The sequence below is a fragment of the Devosia sp. genome (assembly GCF_028290435.1).
Taxonomy (GTDB): Bacteria; Pseudomonadota; Alphaproteobacteria; order Rhizobiales; family Devosiaceae; genus Devosia.
In genome coordinates this window covers 18,744-38,446 of sequence record NZ_JAQGJV010000020.1, presented here as the reverse complement: position 1 = coordinate 38,446, position 19,703 = coordinate 18,744, and the positions used below count along the sequence as shown (strand labels likewise).

The following is a 19,703-nucleotide window of genomic DNA, read 5'->3' as shown; positions in this document are numbered from 1 at the left end:
AAAATGGATCAGCCCACCACGCGTCAATTCCGTCCTCTGCCCGTACCCAGCGTCGATGTCGCGGGTTTCTGGGGCGATTGGCAGGAGGCCGTCTGCGACGAGACTGCCGCCATCCTGCTCGACCGCTGCATCGAGGCACGCATGCTCGAACAGGTCGATGTCGACGCGCCCAATCCGGGCCTGGTCATTCCCATCGTGGGCTGGCTCGGCACGACGCAGATGTTCTGGGACAGTGATCTGGCCAAATCCATCGAGACCATCGCCTATTCGCTCTATCGCAAAGCCAATCCGGAACTAGAAGCGCGGGCAGACGCGATCATCGATCTCTATGAAAAGCTGCAGGACCCCGACGGTTATCTCAATTCCTTCTTCCAGCGCATCAAGCCGGAGTGGAAATGGACCAATATGCGCGATTTCCACGAGCTCTATTGCGCCGGCCATATGATCGAGGCGGCTGTCGCCTTTCACCAGGCCACCGGCAAGCGCAAATTCCTCGATGTGATGAGCCGCATGGCCGACTACATGGTCAAGCGCTTCGGGCGCGGACCCGGCCAGGTACGCGGTTATTGCGGACACGAGGAGGTCGAACTGGCGCTGGTGCGGCTGGCGCGCGAGACCGGCAATGCCAGCTATATGGAGCTGGCCAAGTTTTTCGTCGACGAGCGCGGCCAGGCGCCCAATTTCTTCATCGAGGAGGCCATCGCCCATGGCCGTGATCCCAAAGGCGTGCAGGCCAATACGTTGGAATATAACCAGTCCCATATGCCGCTGCGCGACCAGACCAAGGTGGTCGGCCACGCGGTGCGGGCGATGTACATCTATTCGGGCATGGCGGACATCGCCACCGAGTATCACGACGATAGCCTGACGCATGCGCTGGAGGCGCTGTGGGCCGACCTGACGCAAAAGCAGATGTACCTGACCGGCGGCATCGGGCCAGCCGCCGCCAACGAGGGTTTCACCGACTATTACGACCTGCCCAATGAGAGCGCGTATGCCGAAACCTGCGCCTCGGTCGGCCTGGTGTTCTGGGCCAATCGCATGCTGGGGCGCGGGCCGAACCGGCTGTATGCCGACACCATGGAACAGGCGCTCTACAACGGCGCCATTGCGGGCCTGTCACGCGACGGCAAGACCTTCTTCTACGAAAATCCGCTGGAAAGCGCCGGCAAGCATCACCGCTGGAACTGGCACCGTTGCCCATGCTGCCCGCCCAACATCGCGCGGCTGGTGGCCTCGATCGGCTCGTACATGTACGGCGTCGCCGATGATGAAATCGCCGTGCATCTCTATGGCGAGAGCACGGCCCGGGTCGATCTGGCGGTTGGCTCGGTGACGCTGACGCAGCAGACGCAGTATCCGTGGGACGGGGCCATTGGACTGTCGGTCGCGGTCGACAAGCCGGCGCGGTTTGCCCTGTCGCTGCGCATTCCGGCCTGGGCCAAGGGCGCGACTATCGCGGTCAATGGGCAGGCGTTGGATGTCGAGGGCATTACGGCGGACGGTTATGCTCGGATCGACCGTGAATGGCGGGCAGGGGACAGTGTCCGGCTCGATCTGCCACTGGTGCCGCGCGCTTTGAGGGCCAATCCGAAAGTGCGCCAAGATGCCGGCCGGGTCGCGGTGATGCGCGGGCCGCTCGTCTATTGCCTCGAAGGCACCGACAATCCGGTTGGCCTGAATTCGATCCTGCTCGGCGATGGCTTGGGCCAGTCGCAGACCGCGACCATTCCCAACTTCAACGGCGCCATCGCCATCGATCTGCCGGTGCTGCGCGAAGTGGCCGAGGGCTGGGGCGATGCGCTTTACGGCGATATGGAGCCGGTCGCCAAGCCCGATACTGCGCGCATGGTGCCCTATCACCTGTGGGACAACCGTGAGCCGGGCGAAATGCTGGTCTGGCTGCGGGCGACGAGCTAGCGCCTGAGAAAATATCCGACCCTGGGGCGTCCTGGGGAGAGAGACGGCACAATTGCCTTGGGGCGGAAGCCCCAGGGTTGGATTTCAGATCGCCAGGTATTCGTGGCGCAGTTCGGTGTTGTCGAGCACCTCTTTGGCGGTGCCCGCGAAAGCGACTTCGCCCGTATCGAGGATCACGGCGCGGTCGGCCAGCTTGAGCGCCGCGATGGCGTTTTGCTCGACGATGATGGTGGTAATGCCCAGCGCCTTGATCGAATGCAGGATGCGCTCGATCTCCTGCACGATGACCGGGGCGAGCCCCTCATACGGTTCATCGAGCAGCAGTAGCTTGAGGTCGCGGGCGAGGGCACGGGCGATGGCCAGCATCTGTTGTTCGCCGCCGGAGAGGGTCACGCCTTCCTGCTTGCGGCGCTCCGCAAGGCGCGGAAAGCTCTGGTAAATCTGCTCCAGCTCCCAGCCGTGGCCGGGCGCGACGCGGGCTAAGGCCAGGTTTTCCTCGACAGTCAGCCCGGCAATGATGCGGCGGTCTTCGGGCACTAGCTGGATACCGGCGCGGGCGGCCTGGAACGACTTCATCTGGTGGATGGGCACGCCATCGAGCCAGATTTCGCCCTGGCGCAATTGCGGATCATCGGTGCGGGCGATGGCGCGCAGGGTCGAGGTTTTGCCCGCGCCGTTGCGGCCGAGCAGAGCCAGGATTTCGCCCTGGCGGATATCCAGCGAGACGCCTTGCACGATGTAGCTTTCGCCATAATAGGCATGCACATCGCGCACCGAGAAGAACGGGCGGATGGTCTCGACGCTGGCGGCTTGGCTGTTTCCGAGGATTTGCGTTTCCATGGCGATCGCGCTCACTGCTGCGGCCCTCCGAGATAGGCTTCCTGCACCTTAGGATTACCGCGCACCTCGTCGGGCGTGCCATCGGCGATGATACGGCCCTGCGCCAGCACGGAAATCTTGTCGGCCAGCGAGAACACAACATGCATGTCGTGTTCGATGATCACCTTGGTCATGCCGCGACTCTTGATTTTCTTGAGCAGTTCGATGGTGGTATTGGTGTCGTGGCGGCTCATGCCGGCGGTGGGCTCGTCGAGCAACAGCAGCCGCGGGCGCTGGATCAGGCACATCGCCAGCTCCATCCGCCGCTTGTCACCGCGGCTGAGGCTGCCGGCGAGCATATCGCGGCGATTGAGCATGCCCACATCCTCCAGCATCTCCTCCGCCTCGGTGCGAATGTCGCGTTGGCTCTCCAGCGAACGCAGCAGGTTGAGCTTGAAGGCGCCATCGCGCTTGGCCAAGGCGGGGATCATGACATTCTGCAACACGCTAAGATCGGCGAAAATCTCCGGGGTCTGGAAGACCCGGGCAATGCCGAGCTGGTTGATTTCATAGGGCTTCTTGCCGGTCAGCACCTGACCATCGAACACCACCGTGCCGCTGGTCGGCGCCAGTTTGCCGATGCACACATTCAGCAACGTCGATTTGCCCGCGCCATTGGGGCCGATAATGGCATGGGTCTGACCCTCTTCGATTTGCAGATCGATATCAGCGAGAGCGTGCAGTCCGCCGAAGCGTTTGTGGACATCGGCAACATGCAGGACGACATTGGGAATAGCCATGATTGTCGTCCTATTCGGCGGGTTGGGTGGAAAGCCTGGCCGGTGTCGGCGGCGCGCGGCGGGACTTGTCGAACATATGAGTGATCCGGCGGACGCCCTCCATAATGCCTCCAGGCAAGAACACGACGATCAATACGAAGACCAGGCCGAGCGTTAGGTTCCAGCCCTCGCCGACGAACTTGCTGGCGACGGCCACGACCACATCATGCATCCCGGCGGGCAGGAAATCGAAGAACCGGCTGACGATCTGCTCGTTGAAAGCCGAGAAGATGTTCTCGAAATATTTGATGATCCAGGCGCCCAGCACCGGCCCGGTCAGTGTTCCGACACCGCCCAGAATGGTCATCAGCACGACCTCGCCCGAAGCGGTCCACTGCATGCGCTCGGCTCCGGCCAGCGGGTCGGTAACGGCCAGCAGCGCGCCGGCGAGGCCCGCATACATGCCCGAAATGACGAAGGCCGTCAGCGCATAGGGGCGGGTGTTGAAGCCGGTGTAGTTCATCCGCGTCTGGTTGGACTTGATACCGCGCAGCATCATGCCGAAGGGCGAGGCGAAGATTTTCTGGGCGATGAAGAAGGCGATCAGCAGCATCACGGCGCAAAAGTAGAAGCCTTGCAAGCCGCTGAAGGTGTGGCCGAACAGGCTGGCACTGGGCAAGCCGGCGGGCCGTGGCGCGAGCGCAGAGTCGATGATGCGGGGGTCTTGCAGGTTGAGCTGCAGCGAGGTCTCGCCATTGGTGATCGGCGTCAGTACCGAATAGGCCAGATTGTAGCACATCTGGGCGAAGGCGAGCGTCAGGATGGAGAAGTAGATGCCCGAACGTCGGAGGCTCAGATAGCCGATGACTACGGCCAGTAGGCCCGACAGGATGATGGCAAAGGCGATGGCGGGCAGGGCATCCATAGTCAGCAATTTGAACGACCAGACGGCGGTGTAGGAGCCGACACCGAGAAACGCCGCGTGGCCAAAGCTGAGATAGCCGGTGAGGCCGAACAGGATGTTGAAGCCGATGGCGAAAATGGCGTAGATCGCGAATTTCTGCATCAGGCCGGGATAGGCGGCGCCGAACGGCTGCAGCCAGACCGGCATGGTGAGCACGACGAGGGCGAAGATCGCCAGCGTGATGGCGTCGCGGCGGGAGGTCAGGAGGGCGTTCATCTCAGCTCTCCATCATGCCGCGCCGGCCAATCAGGCCACGCGGACGCACCAGCAGGATAATCACTGCCGTCAGGTAAATGATGATCTGGTCGATCCCCGGCAGCATGGCCTTGACCTGCGCCATCGAGGCAAAGCTTTGGAGAATCCCGAGCAGGAATCCTGCGGCCACGGCGCCCGGCAGCGAACCCATGCCGCCGACCACGACGACGACAAAGCTCAGCACCAGGAAATCCATGCCCAGATGATAGTTGGGCGGCACCAGTGGCGTGTACATGACGCCCGCCAGCCCTGCGACCACCGCGGCGAGGCCGAACATGATGGTGAATCGCCGGCCGATATTGATGCCGAGCAGGCCCACAGTTTCGCGGTCGGCCATGCCGGCCCGCACCACCATACCAAATGTGGTGAAGCGGAGGAAAGCGAAGACGGCGGCGATGATGGCGGCGGAAAACACGAAGTAGAGCAGCCGCCACCAGGGATAGGTGAGCACATTGGGGCCCATGCCCAGCCACAGGCCGACATCGGCGGCGCCGCGCAGCGAGGTGGGCATCGGCTGGGAAATCGGGTTTGGGCCGAAGATGGCCTTGATGACCTCCTGCGCCACGATGGCCAGCCCGAACGTAACCAGGATCTGCTCGGCATGCGAACGCTTGTAGAAATGCTTGATGATGCCGCGTTCCATGGCGATGCCGATGATCAGCATGACCGGAATGGCCAGAACGATGGACAAGGGCACTGAGTACTCGATCATCACGGCGCCGAACTCACCGAACCAGGTCTGCGCCAGTGGCGTCTTGATCTCCAGCGGCGCGCCCCAGGGCGAAAGCTGGGAGGGATCGATCGTCACCGTCTCCATCGTAATGAGTTGGCGGAAGGCCACCGCACAGAAGGCGCCGAGCATGAACAGCGCGCCATGGGCGAAGTTGACGACGCCCAGCGTGCCGAACACCAGGGTCAGGCCGAGGGCGATCAGGGCATAGGCCCCGCCCTTGTCGAGGCCGTTGAGAAGCTGTGCGAGGATCGCGTCCATGAACCTACCGGTGTTCGCGCGGGAGAAGGGCAGGGCCCGGCACGTGGCCGGACCCCGTTAGATCAGCACATAGCCGCGGTATCGGGACCCAGTTCGCCGCCGAAGATCGCCGGATCGTAGGTGACGCTTTCCTTGGAGGCCGTGGCGACCACGTCGAGCAGGTCATACTGGTTGGTTGGGGCCCGCTTGCCCTGCACCACCAGTACATCCTTGAAGCACTGGTGATCGGTATCGCGGTACAGCGTGGGGCCATTGCCCATGCCGTCGAACTCGAACCCTTCCAAGGCCTTGATGACCTCGGGCGGATAGAAGGTGCCGGCGCGCTCGCAGGCATCGGCATAGAGCAGCGCCTGGACGTAGGAAGTATGGGCGATCTGGCTCGGCGGTTGGCCATATTTGGCGCCGAATGACTTGGTGAACGCCGCGCTGGCCGCGTCCTTGAGCTGCCAGTCCCAGTTCGAGGTGCCATAGACGCCCTTCATGGCTTCCCCTGCGCCCTTGGCCATCAGGTCCGAGACCAGCGGCAAGACGATCTCGAACTTCTTGCCGTTGACGGTCTTGTCCTTCATGCCGAACTGCACGGCCTGGGTCAGCGAATTGACGCCATCAAAGCCGTAATGGTTGAGGATCAGCACGTCGGCGCCGGAGTTAAGAACCGGGGTCAGATACTGGCTGAAATCGCCGGCACCCACTGGCGTGCGGACAGGGGTGATGGTCTTCCAGCCGAGCGCCTCGGTGGCGTTTTTCATCGACTCTTCCTGGGTCCAGCCCCATGTGTAGTCGGAGGTCAGGTGGTAGGCGACGCGGTCCTTGCCATAGGCTTCGCCCAGCACCGGGCCGAGCGCAATGCCGGACTGGTAGGCGTTGAAGAAGTGGCGGAAGCCGTACTTTTTCTTGTCCTTGCCGGTGGTGTCATTGGAGTGGGTGAGGCCCGCCATGTAGATGACGCCCATTTCCTGGCAGAGCGCCTGTTCGGCGATAGCGACGGCGGAAGACGAAGCACCGCAGATCATGATGGCGCCATCGCGCTCGATCATGCGGCGGGCCGAGTCGCGGCCGGCATCGGCCTTGGTCTGGTCGTCGCCGGTGACATAGGCGACTTTCTTGCCCAGAACACCCTTGCCGGTCAAAGACTTAGACGAGAATGTCGGCAGCAATCCGCCATCGCCTTCGCCATTGAGATGCTCGACGGCGAGGGTCAAGGCGCGCTGTTGGTCGGCGCCTTCATCGGCGTAAGCGCCGGTCAGGGGCATGTTGAAGCCGAAGGTGACGGTGTCGCCGGTGGGATTGTTGCAGAATTCCTGGGCCCAGGCGCCCTTGGTGAACATCATGGGCGCGATGCCCGTGCCGATAATGCCGGCCATGCCGGTCTGGAGCAGCCTGCGCCGAGTCAAAAGTGCCATCGATTTCCTCCTTTTGGCGCGGGACGGCTGATGCATAGCCAGCAGGTCTCCGCGTGCAGAGTATTTGCCTTGCGTGCAAAGCCTGGCAATAGGCTGTTGTAATCGCAGCGATATTCTGTAAATTCTTGATCGGAAACCGATGAACAATAGTCAATTGATTGACAAATCGCCGGTTTGGAGGACTTTCCATGCGCGCGCCCATCGGCTTTCGCATCAGTAATCGGCGCAAGGCGCTGAAGCTTTCGCAGGCCGCCTTGGCTCGGCTGGTCGGCATTTCGCCGAGCTATCTCAACCTGATCGAGAACAACAAACGTGACATCGGCGGCTCGCTATTGCAGCGCGTGGCGCAGCATCTGGACATCGATATCAACCAGCTTGCTGGACTTCTTGAACAAAAATTGTTGCAGGACCTGGAAGAGGCGTTCGCTGATCCGACGGTGCAGGCACTTCCGTTCCAACCCGACGAGCGGCGCGACCTCGTGGCGCAATATCCGGCGAGCGCGGCAGCGCTGTCGCGCCTGCATCGGGCCTACGGGGCGGCGGTGACCAGCGCCGATGCATATGCCGATCGGCTGCGCAGCGATCCGTTGCTGTCGCAGATGCTGCACCAGATTTTGTCGAGCATCACGGCGGTGCGGTCCAGTGCTGAAATCTTGCAGGATGTGCCTGATCTGGATGATGCGGAGCGCCAGCGGTTCCTGGCGGCGATCGGGCGCGAGACGTTGGCGCTGAGCGATGTGGCGCGGAATCTGATCGGGCAGTTCGATACGGCGAGCCAAACCAGACGCGGCGTTTCCCCGGCGCGGGAGATCGATGACCTGATCATTGAGCGGGAGAACTATTTCCCGACGCTGGAGGATGCGGCGGCGGTTTTGCGGGATGAGATCGAGGCGGCGGGGCCTTTTAACGTCGTCACGCTGACGGCGCTGCTGGGGACCCGTTTCGGCGTCTCGGTCGTGTTCGGCGGTGCGGCGGCAAATGTCGGCTCCGATTTTCCGGGGCAATATCGGTTTGACACCGAGTCGAGGGTGCTGTGGTTCCAGGGGGCGGCGACATTGGCGACGCGGCAGTTCCAACTGGCGCGGCTTTATGGGGAGCTGGCGGCGGGGGATGTGCTGGCGGAGGGATTGCAATCGGCGGCGCTGTCGAGCCCGGTGGCGCGACGGTTGGCGGCGCGGGCGTTGGGCACTTATCTGGCCGGGGCGATGGTGTTTCCCTATTCGCGCTTTCTGAGCGACGCCGAGGCGGTGCGCTACGATATCGACCGGTTGCGCCAGATCTATCATGCCAGCTTCGAGCAGATTGCCCATCGGCTGGTGACGCTGCGGCGGCCGGGCGAGCAGGGCATTCCGTTCGGGTTCCTGCGCTCCGATCCGGCGGGGCGGTTGACCAAGCATTTCCCGCTGCCGGGCCTGCTGCTGCCCAATAGCGGACATGCGTGCCCGCTTTGGGCGATCTATGGCGCGTTTCGCACGCCCGATACGATGGTGTGTCAGATCGTCCGGTTTGCCGATGGATCGCGCTATCTGTTCCTGGCGCAGACGGTGCAGCGGCGGACGGCGGCGTTCCGCGAAACGGTGGTGCCCACCTCGATCATGCTGGCCTGCAATGTGCTGCATGCCGACCGGACCATCTACAGCGCGGGGCTCGACTTGCAGGATCAATCGGCCGATGTGCCGGTCGGCCCGAGCTGCCGGTTGTGTACGCGGCGCGAGTGTCCCAGCCGGCAGGAAGAGGTGATGGCGCCGGGCGGCGCGGCGGCGGAAATCCGCTCGCCATTGGTGCCGGCGGGGTTTGCGCTTGGCGATCTGGACTGATTGCGCTTTAGTAGCGTCATTCGCGGAGGGGAGACCGCGGATGCAAAGGGGGGATTTTGGCAATCGACGTGTTGATCGCCGAAGATGAGCCGAGCATTTTGGAATCGCTCGAGTTCATTCTTCGGCGGGCTGGCTGGAGCGTCAGCGCGGTCACCGATGGCGATGCGGCGCTGGAGGGCGTGCGTCGTCTGCGGCCGCGCATGCTGCTGCTTGATGTCATGCTGCCCAAGCGCAGCGGCTTCGACGTGCTCAAGTTGGTACGGGCCGATGCGGCGCTGCAGGGCATGCCGGTGTTGATTTTGACGGCCAAGGGCCAGCAGCAGGACCGGCGGATTGCCACCGAACTGGGGGCTGATGCCTTCGTCACCAAGCCTTACGCCAATGCCGACGTGGTTGGCGCGGTGCGGCAATTGCTGGGCGAAAATGCCGGATCGCCGTAAGCTCGAAAGCGGGATGCTGGTGCTGGCGGTGTTCGGCGCGCTGCTGTTCGTGCCACCGCTGGTGTTTGTGTTCAATCAGCGCATCAGCCATTTCGGCATACCGCAGATCGTCATCTACCTGTTCGTGGTGTGGGCGCTGCTGATCGCCGGCACGGCACTGTTGACGCACTATCTGCCCAAGCATGTGCCACCCGATTCCGGCGACGGGGGCGGTTGATGCTGTCGGCCGATTTCGTCATCATTTCGGCGGTGGGCTATGTCGGCCTGCTGTTCGTGCTGGCCTATTTTGGCGACCGGCGGGCACGACAGAGCAAGACCTCGTTCCTGCATTCGCCGGCGGTCTATACGCTGTCGATTTCGGTTTATTGCACGAGCTGGACCTTTTACGGCGCGGTGGGCAATGCGGCGCGGAGCGGGCTGGAATTCCTGACGATTTATCTGGGGCCGACCATCGTCTTCGTGGGCTGGTGGTTCGTACTGCGCAAACTGGTGCGGATCGGGCGGACGCAGGCGATTACCTCGATCGCCGATCTGCTGTCCTCGCGCTACGGCAAATCCAATCGGCTGGCGGTGTTGATCACGCTAATCGCGGTGATCGGCATTACGCCGTATATCGCGCTGCAGCTCAAGGCGATTACGTCCTCTATTCAAGCCGTCGCTGCCTCGTCCGAAGGGGCACGGGGGAGTTTGGCCGGGGTTGATGACGGCGCGCTGGCTTTTGGCATCGCGGCGGGGATGGCGCTGTTCACCATCCTGTTCGGCACCCGCAATGTCGACGCGAAGGAGCAGCATCATGGCGTCGTTGCGGCTATTGCCTTTGAAGCCGTGGTCAAGTTGACGGCGCTGCTGGCGGTCGGGGTGTTCGTGACCTTCGGGCTGGGTGGCGGGTTTGATGCGATCTACAGCCGAGCGGCTGCTGCAGGCATCGAAATCTATTCCGACGACACGTTCGGCTCGCGGTTTCTGGCGATGACCATACTGTCGGGTGCCGCCATCATCTGTCTGCCGCGCCAGTTCCAGATCACCGTGGTCGAGAACTCCAACGAGAACCATTTGCGCACCGCCGGGTGGGCCTTTCCGGCCTATCTGCTGCTGATGAGCGTTTTCACTATGCCCATCGCGCTCTATGGGCTGACCAATATGCCGGTTGGCGCCAATCCCGATATGTTCGTGCTGACGCTGCCACTGGCGGCGGGGCAGTCGGGGCTGGCGCTGCTGGCGTTTATCGGTGGGTTTTCGTCGGCCACCTCGATGATCATCGTCGCCTCGATTGCGCTGTCGATTATGGTGTCCAACCACATCATCATGCCGATCGTGCTGCGCAGTTCGAGCGGCATCGGGCAGGGGGATGGCCGCGGGGTGACGCGGCTGCTGCTGATCAGTCGGCGCATTTCCATCGCGCTGATCCTGACGCTGGGGTTTTTGTACTTTTCGCTGACCGGCGATAGCGATGCGCTGGCGCCCATCGGCCTGATCTCGTTTGCGGGCGTGGCGCAATTGCTGCCGGCGATCCTGGCGGGGCTGTATTGGCGCGAGGCCTCGCTCAAGGGCGCCGCGACGGGGGTGTTTGTCGGTTTCGTGGTCTGGGCCTGGACCATGTTCCTGCCCAGCTTCGAGACGGTCAGCCCGGTGGTGGCGCGGCTGATGGTTGAGGGGCCATGGGGCATCGGCTTCTTGCGACCGGAGCATCTGTTTGGGCTCGATGGACTCGATCCGCTGGTGCATTCGGTGTTCTGGAGCCTGTTCCTCAACGTCTTCATGCTGGTGGTGGTGTCGCTGTTCACCACCCAATCGGCGTTAGAGCGCATCCAGGCCACCGTGTTCGTCGATATTTTCCGCCGGGGTGCAGTGCCGCAGGGCAATTTCATTCGGGGCTCGGCCACGGCCAACGATCTGTATTTTGTCGCCGAGCGGGTGTTGGGGGAACGGCGCGCGGTTGCGTTGTTTGAGACGGCGGCGCGCGATAGCGGGGTGGAGCCGGCGCAGCTTGATCCGTCGCCGGAGTTCATCGGGCGGCTGGAGCGTGAACTCGCCGGCTCGATCGGCGCGGCTTCGGCGCATGTGATGCTGTCCAAGGTGGTGTCGGGCAGCGACGTGTCGCTGGAAGAGGTCATGCAGATGGCGGACGAAACCCAGCAGGTGATCCAGTACTCCCAGCAATTGGAGCTGACCTCGGCCGAGTTGCGCTCGACGGCGCAGAAGCTTGAAGATGCCAATGCGCAATTGCGTGAACTCGATGGGCAGAAGGACGATTTCCTGAGCCAGGTGAGCCACGAGGTGCGCACGCCGATGACGTCGATCCGCTCGTTCTCGGAGATATTGCTGGAGCCGGGCGAGTTGGACGATAGCCAGCGGCAGCGGTTCCTGTCCACCATTCACCAGGAGAGTTTGCGGCTGACCAAGCTGCTGGACGAAATCCTTGACCTGAGTGCGCTGGAGCGGGGGGAGCGGGCGTGGGAGAACCGGCCAACCGATGCCGAGGCGGCGCTGGAGCGGGCGTTGAGCGTCTGTGATGCGCTGCTGCGGCAACGGGGGATGGGCGTGGAGCTTGGGCCGAGGACGCGCGCCGCCATGGTGGATGGCGACCCGGACCGGCTGTGTCAGGTGTTCATCAACCTGATTTCCAACGCGGTGAAATACAATGATGCCGAGCAGCCGGTGATGCGGGTTACCTCGCAGGTGCGCTCAGGGCATTATGTGGTCGATATCGCCGATAATGGCGGCGGCATCGCCAAGGGCGAGCGCAAGCTGATCTTCCGCAAGTTTTCGCGGGGACGACATAGTGGGACCGATCAGAGCGGGGCGGGGCTGGGACTGACCATCAGCCGCCAGATCATTACCCGCATGAACGGTACGCTGGAACTGGCGCCCAGCGCATTGCCGGGCGCGTGTTTCAGGGTGCGGTTGCCGGTCATTTGAGGGGGCGCCTCTTTCTTCCCCCTCCCCCTTGAGGGGAGGGTCGGGGTGGGGGGAACTCGTGGCGGGAGTGGCGGCTCGGCTTGGCCGGGCTCCACTGGTGGGGAAAAATCCCCCCACCCTAACCCTCCCCTCAAGGGAGAGGGGAGCAGATTGGGGCTCCCCGTCGGCGGTGCTGGGCTGATCTAGTGACCGCCGCCACCGCCTGCCGCCTTGCCGGGTTTCTTCATCAGCAAGGCGAAGACGGCGAGGCCGGCGAAGGCCACGGTCAGGATCAGCAGCACGTCGATCATCGACAGGATCGTGGCCTGTTGGCGCACAATGTTGGAGAGTTGGCGGGTCGCGGCCTCCAGGCCGTTGAGCCCGTTGGCAGTGTTGTTGCGCACCATTTGGTCCATCTGTGCGACGGCTGCCGGATTGGACCAGGTGACATGCTCGGCCAGCACCTCGTAATGGGTGGCAGTGCGGTTGACGAGGATCGTGTTGATCAGTGCCAGGCCAACCGCGCCGCCGAGATTGCGGGTGAGGTTGAACAGGCCCGAGCCGCCCTTGAGCCGCTCCGGTGCCAGCGTGCCCAAGGCCAGGTTGTTGATCGGCACCATGCACAGCATCATCGACACGCCGCGGAAAATCTGCGGGATCAGGAGTTCGTTGAAGCTCCAGTCGGCGGTGAGCTGGCTCATCGAATAGGTCCCGGCGGCAAAGCCGAGGAAGCCGATCATCATCATGACGCGCAGATCCATCTTGCTGGAGAGGAACCCAGCAAATGGTGCGGTTAGGAACATGCAGAGGCCGGAGATGAACAGGGTTTCCCCGATCATCATGGAGTCATAGCCGCGGATGCGCCCGAGATAGAGCGGGTAGAGATAGGTCAGGCCATAGAGGCCGATGCCGAGGACGAACGAAAACACCGAGCCGAAGGCGAAGTTGACGTTGCTGAAGGCGCGGAGGTCGACGATGGGGAATTCGACCTTGAAGGCGCGCCAGAAGAACACGACGCCGCCGACAACCATGGAGATGAAGACCATCAGGATGGTCTGGTCGTTCAGCCAGTCATGCGCGGCGCCTTCCTCCAGCACATATTCCATGCCGCCGAGGAACGTCCCCATGGCGAGCAGGCCCCACCAGTCGAACTTGGCCATCAGGCCCTTTTCGGGCTTGTCGAAGTCGATCAGCAGCCAGGCGGCCGTGGCGACGAGAATGCCGGGGATGACGTTGATGAGGAACAGCCAGTGCCAGGAGAGGGCACTGGTGAGATAGCCGCCGACGGTCGGCCCGATGGTGGGCGCCAGCGTGGCGACGAGGCCGATGATGGGGGAAACGATGGCGCGCCGGGACGGCGGAAAAATCGTGAAGGCAGCGGCGAACACCGATGGGATCATGCCGCCGCCGATAAAGCCCTGCAGCGCGCGATAGACGATCATCTGGTCGATATTGGTGGCGGTGGCGCAGAGCGCGCTGGCGATGGTGAAGCCGGCGGCCGAAATGGTGAACAGCACGCGGGTCGACATGATGCGCCCCAGTGTGCCGGACAGCGGGATCATGATGACTTCAGCGATCAGGTAGGAGGTCTGTACCCAGCCGATTTCGTCCGAGCCGGCGCTGAGGCCGGCCTGGATTTCGGCGAGCGAGGCCGAGACCACCTGGATATCGAGGATGGCCATGAACATGCCGAACACCATCGCCACGAAGGCGAAGATGCGGCGGGCGGGCATGGCATCCTTATCGGCGCTGACCGCCGCGACGTCGACAATTGCGTTTGCCATCGGACCGCTCCCTCATGCCGGCGTCAGTTCGCCGACGCCGGGATGGTGCGGGTATCGGCCTCGATGGTGACGCTGAGGCCAGCGCGCAGTTTGCCGGTCGCCAGCGCATCGGCGGGCAGGGCGATGCGCACGGGAACGCGTTGCACGACCTTGGTGAAGTTGCCGGTGGCGTTTTCTGCCGGCAGCAGGGAGAACACCGAGCCGGAGGCAGGGGCCAGGGACTCGACGGTACCGTGGATCGGGTCAGCGCCGAGGGCATCGACGGTGATGGTCACCTTTTCGCCGGGAACCAGGCTGGCGAGCTGGGTTTCCTTGAAATTGGCTTCGACGTAGAGCGCGTTGACCGGGACGACCGCGGCGAGGCGCGCGCCGGGGCTGACCAGGTCGCCGGTCTGCACGGCCATGTTGCCCACGATGCCGTCATAGGGGGCGCGGAGCACGGTGAAGCTCATGTCGCGCTCGGCCTTTTGCAGTGCCAGTTCCTGCGACTTGATTGCGCCGGCGGCTTCCGCGCGCTGCGCCTGCAGCACGCCGATATTAGACTGTGCGGCGGCGATTTGCGCGTCGCCGGCAGCGATATTGGCATTGGCCTGGTCGAGCGCGGCGGTTGCCTTGTCGAGATCGGCCTGCGAGACGACGGCGCGGGCGGTCAGTTCGGTTGAGCGATCGAAGGCAAGCTGGGCGTTGCGCTGGGCGGCCTGGAGCGCGGTCTTCTGCGCCTCGGCCTGGGTGACGGCAGCGCCAGCGCCGGTGATCTGGGCGTCGATGCGGGCGAGGGTCAGGTGTTGGGTGTCGATGGTAGCCTGGGCCTGGTCACGGGCGATGCGATAGTCGCCATCGTCCAGCGTTACCAGCGTATCGCCGGCCTTGACGGACTGGTTGGCAACCACATTGACCTGGGTCACATAACCGGTGACCTTAGGGGAAATGGTGGTGATATCGCCAACGATATAGGCGTCGTCGGTGGACACCATGAAGCGGCCGGTCGTGTAATAATTGTTGCCGTACCAACCGGCGCCGGCCAGGGCCAGGAGCGCGATGATCGAGACGACGATCCGGCGGCGGCTGCCGCCTTTGGGCTTGGTGGGGGCAGCGGGAGCAGGCTCGGGAGCATCCACCACGTGGGGAGCTTCGGGCGTTGCCTCCAGCGCCTCAACTGGCGCGGGGGCTGCTGCGGTCTGGGCCCGGCGGGCGGCAGGCAAGCGGCGGACTTTGTCGTTATCGTTGGCCATAGCGGGCACCACAGAGCTTGAATTCGTTAAACCGAACTGTTCGGTTCGATTGACATAGACCTGTCCATATTCCATATCAAGATAAATCGAACCGCTCGGTTCGAACGCCAACCATGCAAGGAGTGCATAGTGACCGACTCACAAAATGGCGCCCCACTTGCTCCGGCGGGCCAGCGTGGGCGCGCCGCGGCGGGGCAGGACCCCGCCAAGCGTGACCAGATTCTCGACGGTGCCAAGAACTGCTTTCTCAAGCTTGGCTTCGAAGCCGCCAGCATGAATGAAATCACCGCCGAGGCCGGCGTCTCCAAGGGTACGATCTACGTTTATTTCGAGAACAAGGAAGAGCTGTTCGCCAATCTGATCGACCGCGAACGCACGGCCATGCTGACCTTCGCCGAGCATGAGCTCAATGAAGCCCAATCCACCGCCGAGGCCTTGCAGCGCTTTGGCGTTGCCACTACCACCAAGATGACCTCCGACGTGGTGATCCGGGCGCAGCGCATGGTGCTGGCGGTAACCGAACGCATGCCCGACCTCGCGACGCGGTTCTTCGGCCCCGATCCATTTTCAGCCATCGTCGTGCTCAAGGCTTTCCTCGACGCCAAGGTCGCATCGGGCGAACTGCGCATCGACGATACCGAACTGGCAGCACGGCAGTTTATCGATCTGTCGATGGCCTCCTCGTTCAAGCGGCGTCTCTTCGGCAACTTGCCGCATGAAATGCCCGCCGAAGAAATCAGCCGTGTAGTCGCCAGCGGTGTGGACATGTTCCTGAAGTTTTACGCGGCTTAGGGCCGTGTGGCCAACGCGCCTCAATCACCGACTACGCCCCGGTCGGCACTTCCTGCGCAGATGCTTCGCGGCCGTTAGCACCACGCGTCCGATCGGCTAACTGTCTTCGATTATCCGCAAGTAGATGGCCGTGACGAGCAGGATCACGAGGCCAAACAGCCCCTGCCGCAGTCCTTCGGGCATTTGCAACACGGTCAGCAGTGTCGTGAGCACGCGCAGGATGAGGGCGCCGAGGATGGCGGTGGCATAGCTGCCGCGGCCGCCGAAGATGGAGGTGCCGCCGATAATTGTTGCCGCCACCGAGGGCAGTACCAGGGGCTCGAGCAGGGTCAGCGACGGGGTGCGGATCACGCCCACATAAAGCAGGCCGGCAATGGCGGCGAGCAGCGAGGAGGCGACGTAAAGCGCCAGGATGACTTGCCAATAGGTCGAGCCCGACAGGCGCGACGCCTTCTCGTTGTCGCCAATGGCATAGACCTGCCGGCCAAATCCTGTGCGCCGCAGCACGAAAATGATCAGCGCCGCGATCGGCACGAAGAGCAGAAGAGCATTGGGCACGCCGTAGGTGAGACCGGTGCCCAGCCAGACGATGAAGGGCGGGATTTCCGAGCCGGAGGCGATGACGGTGCGCTGATAGACCTGCAGGATGCCCGAACCGACGAGGCCCGTGCCGAGGGTCATGATCAGGGGGTGCACCCGGAAGATGCCGACGCCGACGCCGTTGGCAAGCCCGATCAAGACTGCGGGCAGCAGTGATAACGCCAGCGTTGTTGCCGGGTCGTGGTGGCCGATCTGCGTCGCCATGATGAAGGCGGCCATGGTCCCCACGGTGCCAACCGACAGGTCGAGGCCGCCGGTGAGCATGGTCAAGGTCTGGGCGCCCGCCAGTAATGCCAGGGGAATGGCGAACTTTATCGTATTGGCAACCCATAGGGGGTTGATGATGCCGGGGCTGAGCAGTTGCAGCACCGCGCAAAGCAGGATCAGCAGGACCATCAGCGGAATGATCGGCTGATCCGCCATGAGGCGGCGCAGGCGTCGGCCCAGGTGAGGCTGCGGTAAGGGGCTGGCGATTTCGCTCATGTCGATCGCGCCCGCATGGCCAACAAGGCGCCGAACATGACGACGGTGACCATGATCACCCCCTCGATGATGGTGGTAACGTTGGGATCGACCGACAGCAAGGTCAGGTCGGTGCGCACAAGGCGCAAGACGAACACGGCGACGATGGGGCCGACCAGTCCGCCGCGCCCCCCGGTCAGCGCCACCCCGCCGAGCACCACCGCGGCAACGCTGGCCAGCAGGTAGGGTCCGGGGATCGGTGCACCGATGCCCGTACTCATGGTCAGCGTCAGGCCGCCCAGCGCGGCGAAGATACCGCCGATGCCATAGGCGAGAATGCGGGTGCGCGCCACGGGAACGCCGCTGCGGAACGCGGCCAGTTCACTACTGCCGATCGCGTAAATACTGAGGCCAAGTTGCGAGCGCTTGAGAGGTATCCACACCACGCACACCGCAATGACCACCACAAGCAGCGCATGCGGTATCCAGGCCGATATGGCCTCGGGCAGCCCCGGCACCGATAACGAGCCCACCACCAGCGCCTTCAGCCAATCGGCGGCGCCGCCGCCCGGGGATGGCAGGATGAGCAGGGCCACGCCTTGCAGCACGAACATCATCGCCAGCGTGACGACGATGTCGGGCACACGGGAGATGGTGATGAGAATGCCGTTGAGGGCGCCCAGCGCGAAGCCGAAGGCGAGCACCAGCGGCACCGCGTAGAGCGCCGATGCCGCGCTCTGGTCCTTCATCAGCAGTGCCGCCGTGACGCTGGTCACGGCCATCATCGCGGCAATCGACAGGTCGATGCCGCCGGCCAGCACGATGACGGTCTGCGCCGCCACCGCGAACGCGTAAGGCAGCGCGGCCTGGGTTAGAGACGCGAAGTCCCTGGCGCCATAAGCTGGCTGGATGAAGCGGGTGATCACGAACAGCGCGACGAACAGCACGACGAGCCCGATCACCCAGCTCTGCCGCAGCGAAAAGGCGATCATGGCGCGGCCCTCGGATGGGTTGGGTCGGCCAGGATGCCGAGATCGGCAGCCGCATCGCGCGGCAGGCCATAGGCCGCCCGCGTCAAGGCGAGTTCGTCGGCGATCCCGACCGGCAGCACGTCGACAACCCTGCCGCCGAAGATGGCCACCGCCCGGTCGCAGACCAGCTGAATTTCCTCGAGTTCGGAGGTGTAGTAGAGGACGGACTTGCCCTGTGCCGCCAGCTCGCGAACCAGCGCATAGATCTGCGTCTTGGTGCGAACGTCGATGCCACGTGTCGGATCGAAGCACAGAATGGTCTTGGCGTCGGCGGCGATCCAGCGGGCGATCGTCACCTTCTGCTGGTTGCCGCCGGAGAGCCGCCGCACCTCGCCCTGGGCGCGGGTGTCGATCTGCAACCGCTCGATGGCGCGCAGCACGGTGGAGCGCTCGTTGCCCATATTGATCGGGCCCCAGCGCCGCACACCGGCGCTGAAGGGCAGGGCGATGTTCTCGCGCACCGAGCGGTGCATCAGCAAGGCGTCGCTGCGGTCGCCCGGCACGTAGGCGATGCCCCGTTCGATGGCGTCGCGCGGCTTGCCGAATTTCACCGCTTCACCCTCGACCTCGATGACGCCCGCGCTCGGACGGATCGAGCCCGCCAGCGCGGCGAACAGCTCGTCCTGCCCTTGTCCTTCGAGGGCGACGACACCGACGACCTCGCCGTCATGCAGATCGAACGATACGTCGTTGAGCTTGGTGCCGACGCGCAGATTGCGTACGCTGAGTCGGGTTTTACCCTGCGCATGCGGGCGGGCCTCTGCGGCGACCGCCGCGCCGTGCTTGCGCAGAATGCGCTCCCCCAGCATCAGCTCCACGATGCGGTCTTCGACATCGGGCCCGATATCGAAGACGCCGACAGTTTCTCCGTCGCGCAGGATGGTGGCCCGGTCGCACAGGGCTGAAATTTCTAGGAACCGGTGCGAGATAAAGATCACCGATCGGCCGGTCTGGGTTTGCTTGCGCACCACCTCAAGCACTTTTTCGGCAAGATTGGCCGGCAGGGCCGCGGTCATTTCATCGAGCAGCAGGACATCGGGTTCGATGGCCAAAGCGCGCGCGAGATCGAGGACGCGCAGGATCGCCAGCGGCACGTCGCGCGCCATCTCGCCCAGGTCGAGATCGGGCACGCCCAATTCGTGAACCCAGTGGCGGAACGCGTCCACCGGCGTACGGGTCAGCCGCAGGTTGGACAGCACATCGAGATCGGGGATCAGCGATGGCTCCTGATACACCGAGACGAGGCCAGCACGCCGCGCATCGGCGGGCGAGCGGACCTTCTGCTCTACGCCGCGGATGGCAATCCTGCCGGCGGTCGGACGCAGGGCACCGGTCAGGATCTTGACCATGGTGGATTTGCCGGCGCCGTTTGCACCCATCAGCGCATGCACTTCGCCGGGCAGCAAGGACAGCGAGGCATTGCGCAGCGCGCGCACCGCGCCATAGGTTTTCACCAGGCCGTTGGCTTCAAGGAGTGGGCTCGTCGTCATCGGCATGGCGAGAAAAAATCCGTGAA

16 protein-coding genes are annotated in these 19,703 nt (G+C 63.6%); 6 read left to right on the top strand and 10 right to left on the bottom strand.

The features are described from left to right. Window positions 1–3: 3 nt before the first annotated feature. Window positions 4–1,920 (top strand): beta-L-arabinofuranosidase domain-containing protein, encoded by a 1,917-nt coding sequence (locus JWP26_RS05830; RefSeq protein ID WP_299724631.1) that lies wholly within the window; start codon window positions 4–6, stop codon window positions 1,918–1,920. A gap of 84 nt (window positions 1,921–2,004) precedes the next feature. Here the strand turns inward: JWP26_RS05830 and JWP26_RS05825 are convergent, their stop codons facing one another. The 5 genes from JWP26_RS05825 to JWP26_RS05805 form a co-directional block, all read right to left on the bottom strand. Then, the gene (locus tag JWP26_RS05825; RefSeq protein WP_299724700.1) at window positions 2,005–2,760 is read right to left on the bottom strand and encodes an ABC transporter ATP-binding protein; all 756 of its coding nucleotides are present in this window, start codon (window positions 2,758–2,760) and stop codon (window positions 2,005–2,007) included. A gap of 11 nt (window positions 2,761–2,771) precedes the next feature. After that, window positions 2,772–3,539 carry an ABC transporter ATP-binding protein gene (locus tag JWP26_RS05820; RefSeq protein ID WP_299724629.1) on the bottom strand — a complete coding sequence of 256 codons (768 nt, stop codon included), beginning with the start codon at window positions 3,537–3,539 and terminating at the stop codon, window positions 2,772–2,774. Between the two features lie 10 nt (window positions 3,540–3,549). After that, window positions 3,550–4,698, bottom strand: a complete 1,149-nt coding sequence (locus JWP26_RS05815) for a branched-chain amino acid ABC transporter permease (RefSeq protein ID WP_299724627.1) — start codon at window positions 4,696–4,698, stop codon at window positions 3,550–3,552. A 1-nt stretch (window position 4,699) separates the two neighbouring features. Beyond that, window positions 4,700–5,728 carry a branched-chain amino acid ABC transporter permease gene (locus JWP26_RS05810; RefSeq protein ID WP_299724625.1) on the bottom strand — a complete coding sequence of 343 codons (1,029 nt, stop codon included), beginning with the start codon at window positions 5,726–5,728 and terminating at the stop codon, window positions 4,700–4,702. A gap of 62 nt (window positions 5,729–5,790) precedes the next feature. Then, a complete protein-coding gene (locus JWP26_RS05805) occupies window positions 5,791–7,131 on the bottom strand; it encodes a substrate-binding protein (RefSeq protein WP_299724623.1) in 1,341 nt (446 codons plus the stop codon). A 188-nt stretch (window positions 7,132–7,319) separates the two neighbouring features. On the opposite strand from JWP26_RS05805, the gene JWP26_RS05800 reads away from it, so the two are divergent. From JWP26_RS05800 to JWP26_RS05785, 4 genes are read left to right on the top strand one after another with little or no spacing between them, the layout of a single operon-like run. Next, the gene (locus tag JWP26_RS05800) at window positions 7,320–8,948 is read left to right on the top strand and encodes a short-chain fatty acyl-CoA regulator family protein (RefSeq protein WP_299724621.1); all 1,629 of its coding nucleotides are present in this window, start codon (window positions 7,320–7,322) and stop codon (window positions 8,946–8,948) included. A 56-nt stretch (window positions 8,949–9,004) separates the two neighbouring features. Further along, window positions 9,005–9,388 (top strand): response regulator, encoded by a 384-nt coding sequence (locus JWP26_RS05795; protein ID WP_299724619.1) that lies wholly within the window; start codon window positions 9,005–9,007, stop codon window positions 9,386–9,388. Beyond that, window positions 9,372–9,605, top strand: coding sequence for a hypothetical protein (locus tag JWP26_RS05790; RefSeq protein WP_299724617.1), 234 nt, complete (start codon window positions 9,372–9,374; stop codon window positions 9,603–9,605). Before JWP26_RS05795 ends, JWP26_RS05790 begins: the two co-directional genes overlap by 17 nt. Further along, window positions 9,605–12,307: a sensor histidine kinase gene (locus JWP26_RS05785; RefSeq protein WP_299724615.1), complete on the top strand. Its 2,703-nt coding sequence runs from the start codon at window positions 9,605–9,607 to the stop codon at window positions 12,305–12,307. Before JWP26_RS05790 ends, JWP26_RS05785 begins: the two co-directional genes overlap by 1 nt. 182 nt (window positions 12,308–12,489) lie before the next feature. On the opposite strand, the gene JWP26_RS05780 is transcribed toward JWP26_RS05785, so the two are convergent. After that, the gene (locus tag JWP26_RS05780; protein ID WP_299724613.1) at window positions 12,490–14,070 is read right to left on the bottom strand and encodes a DHA2 family efflux MFS transporter permease subunit; all 1,581 of its coding nucleotides are present in this window, start codon (window positions 14,068–14,070) and stop codon (window positions 12,490–12,492) included. A 23-nt stretch (window positions 14,071–14,093) separates the two neighbouring features. Then, a complete protein-coding gene (locus tag JWP26_RS05775) occupies window positions 14,094–15,302 on the bottom strand; it encodes an HlyD family secretion protein (protein ID WP_299724611.1) in 1,209 nt (402 codons plus the stop codon). A gap of 129 nt (window positions 15,303–15,431) precedes the next feature. Here JWP26_RS05775 and JWP26_RS05770 point away from each other — a divergent pair, with 129 nt between their 5' ends. Further along, window positions 15,432–16,094 carry a TetR/AcrR family transcriptional regulator gene (locus tag JWP26_RS05770; RefSeq protein ID WP_299724609.1) on the top strand — a complete coding sequence of 221 codons (663 nt, stop codon included), beginning with the start codon at window positions 15,432–15,434 and terminating at the stop codon, window positions 16,092–16,094. 96 nt (window positions 16,095–16,190) lie between these two features. Here JWP26_RS05770 and JWP26_RS05765 read toward each other — a convergent pair whose 3' ends face one another. Genes JWP26_RS05765 through JWP26_RS05755 form a run of 3 tightly spaced genes read right to left on the bottom strand, consistent with a single transcriptional unit; the run spans window position 16,191 to window position 19,677 of the window. Then, a complete protein-coding gene (locus JWP26_RS05765) occupies window positions 16,191–17,177 on the bottom strand; it encodes an ABC transporter permease (protein ID WP_299724607.1) in 987 nt (328 codons plus the stop codon). After that, window positions 17,174–18,148 carry an ABC transporter permease gene (locus tag JWP26_RS05760; protein ID WP_299724605.1) on the bottom strand — a complete coding sequence of 325 codons (975 nt, stop codon included), beginning with the start codon at window positions 18,146–18,148 and terminating at the stop codon, window positions 17,174–17,176. The genes JWP26_RS05765 and JWP26_RS05760 overlap by 4 nt, the downstream gene beginning before the upstream one ends. Next, window positions 18,145–19,677 (bottom strand): sugar ABC transporter ATP-binding protein, encoded by a 1,533-nt coding sequence (locus JWP26_RS05755; protein WP_299724698.1) that lies wholly within the window; start codon window positions 19,675–19,677, stop codon window positions 18,145–18,147. The genes JWP26_RS05760 and JWP26_RS05755 overlap by 4 nt, the downstream gene beginning before the upstream one ends. Window positions 19,678–19,703 lie beyond the last annotated feature (26 nt).

Coding starts and splice junctions, on each gene's coding strand:
- JWP26_RS05830 (WP_299724631.1), top strand. CDS start 4: ATGGATCAGCCCACCACGCGTCAATTCCGTCCTCTGCCCGTACCCAGC.
- JWP26_RS05825 (WP_299724700.1), bottom strand. CDS start 2,760: ATGGAAACGCAAATCCTCGGAAACAGCCAAGCCGCCAGCGTCGAGACC.
- JWP26_RS05820 (WP_299724629.1), bottom strand. CDS start 3,539: ATGGCTATTCCCAATGTCGTCCTGCATGTTGCCGATGTCCACAAACGC.
- JWP26_RS05815 (WP_299724627.1), bottom strand. CDS start 4,698: ATGAACGCCCTCCTGACCTCCCGCCGCGACGCCATCACGCTGGCGATC.
- JWP26_RS05810 (WP_299724625.1), bottom strand. CDS start 5,728: ATGGACGCGATCCTCGCACAGCTTCTCAACGGCCTCGACAAGGGCGGG.
- JWP26_RS05805 (WP_299724623.1), bottom strand. CDS start 7,131: ATGGCACTTTTGACTCGGCGCAGGCTGCTCCAGACCGGCATGGCCGGC.
- JWP26_RS05800 (WP_299724621.1), top strand. CDS start 7,320: ATGCGCGCGCCCATCGGCTTTCGCATCAGTAATCGGCGCAAGGCGCTG.
- JWP26_RS05790 (WP_299724617.1), top strand. CDS start 9,372: ATGCCGGATCGCCGTAAGCTCGAAAGCGGGATGCTGGTGCTGGCGGTG.
- JWP26_RS05785 (WP_299724615.1), top strand. CDS start 9,605: ATGCTGTCGGCCGATTTCGTCATCATTTCGGCGGTGGGCTATGTCGGC.
- JWP26_RS05780 (WP_299724613.1), bottom strand. CDS start 14,070: ATGGCAAACGCAATTGTCGACGTCGCGGCGGTCAGCGCCGATAAGGAT.
- JWP26_RS05775 (WP_299724611.1), bottom strand. CDS start 15,302: ATGGCCAACGATAACGACAAAGTCCGCCGCTTGCCTGCCGCCCGCCGG.
- JWP26_RS05765 (WP_299724607.1), bottom strand. CDS start 17,177: ATGAGCGAAATCGCCAGCCCCTTACCGCAGCCTCACCTGGGCCGACGC.
- JWP26_RS05760 (WP_299724605.1), bottom strand. CDS start 18,148: ATGATCGCCTTTTCGCTGCGGCAGAGCTGGGTGATCGGGCTCGTCGTG.
- JWP26_RS05755 (WP_299724698.1), bottom strand. CDS start 19,677: ATGACGACGAGCCCACTCCTTGAAGCCAACGGCCTGGTGAAAACCTAT.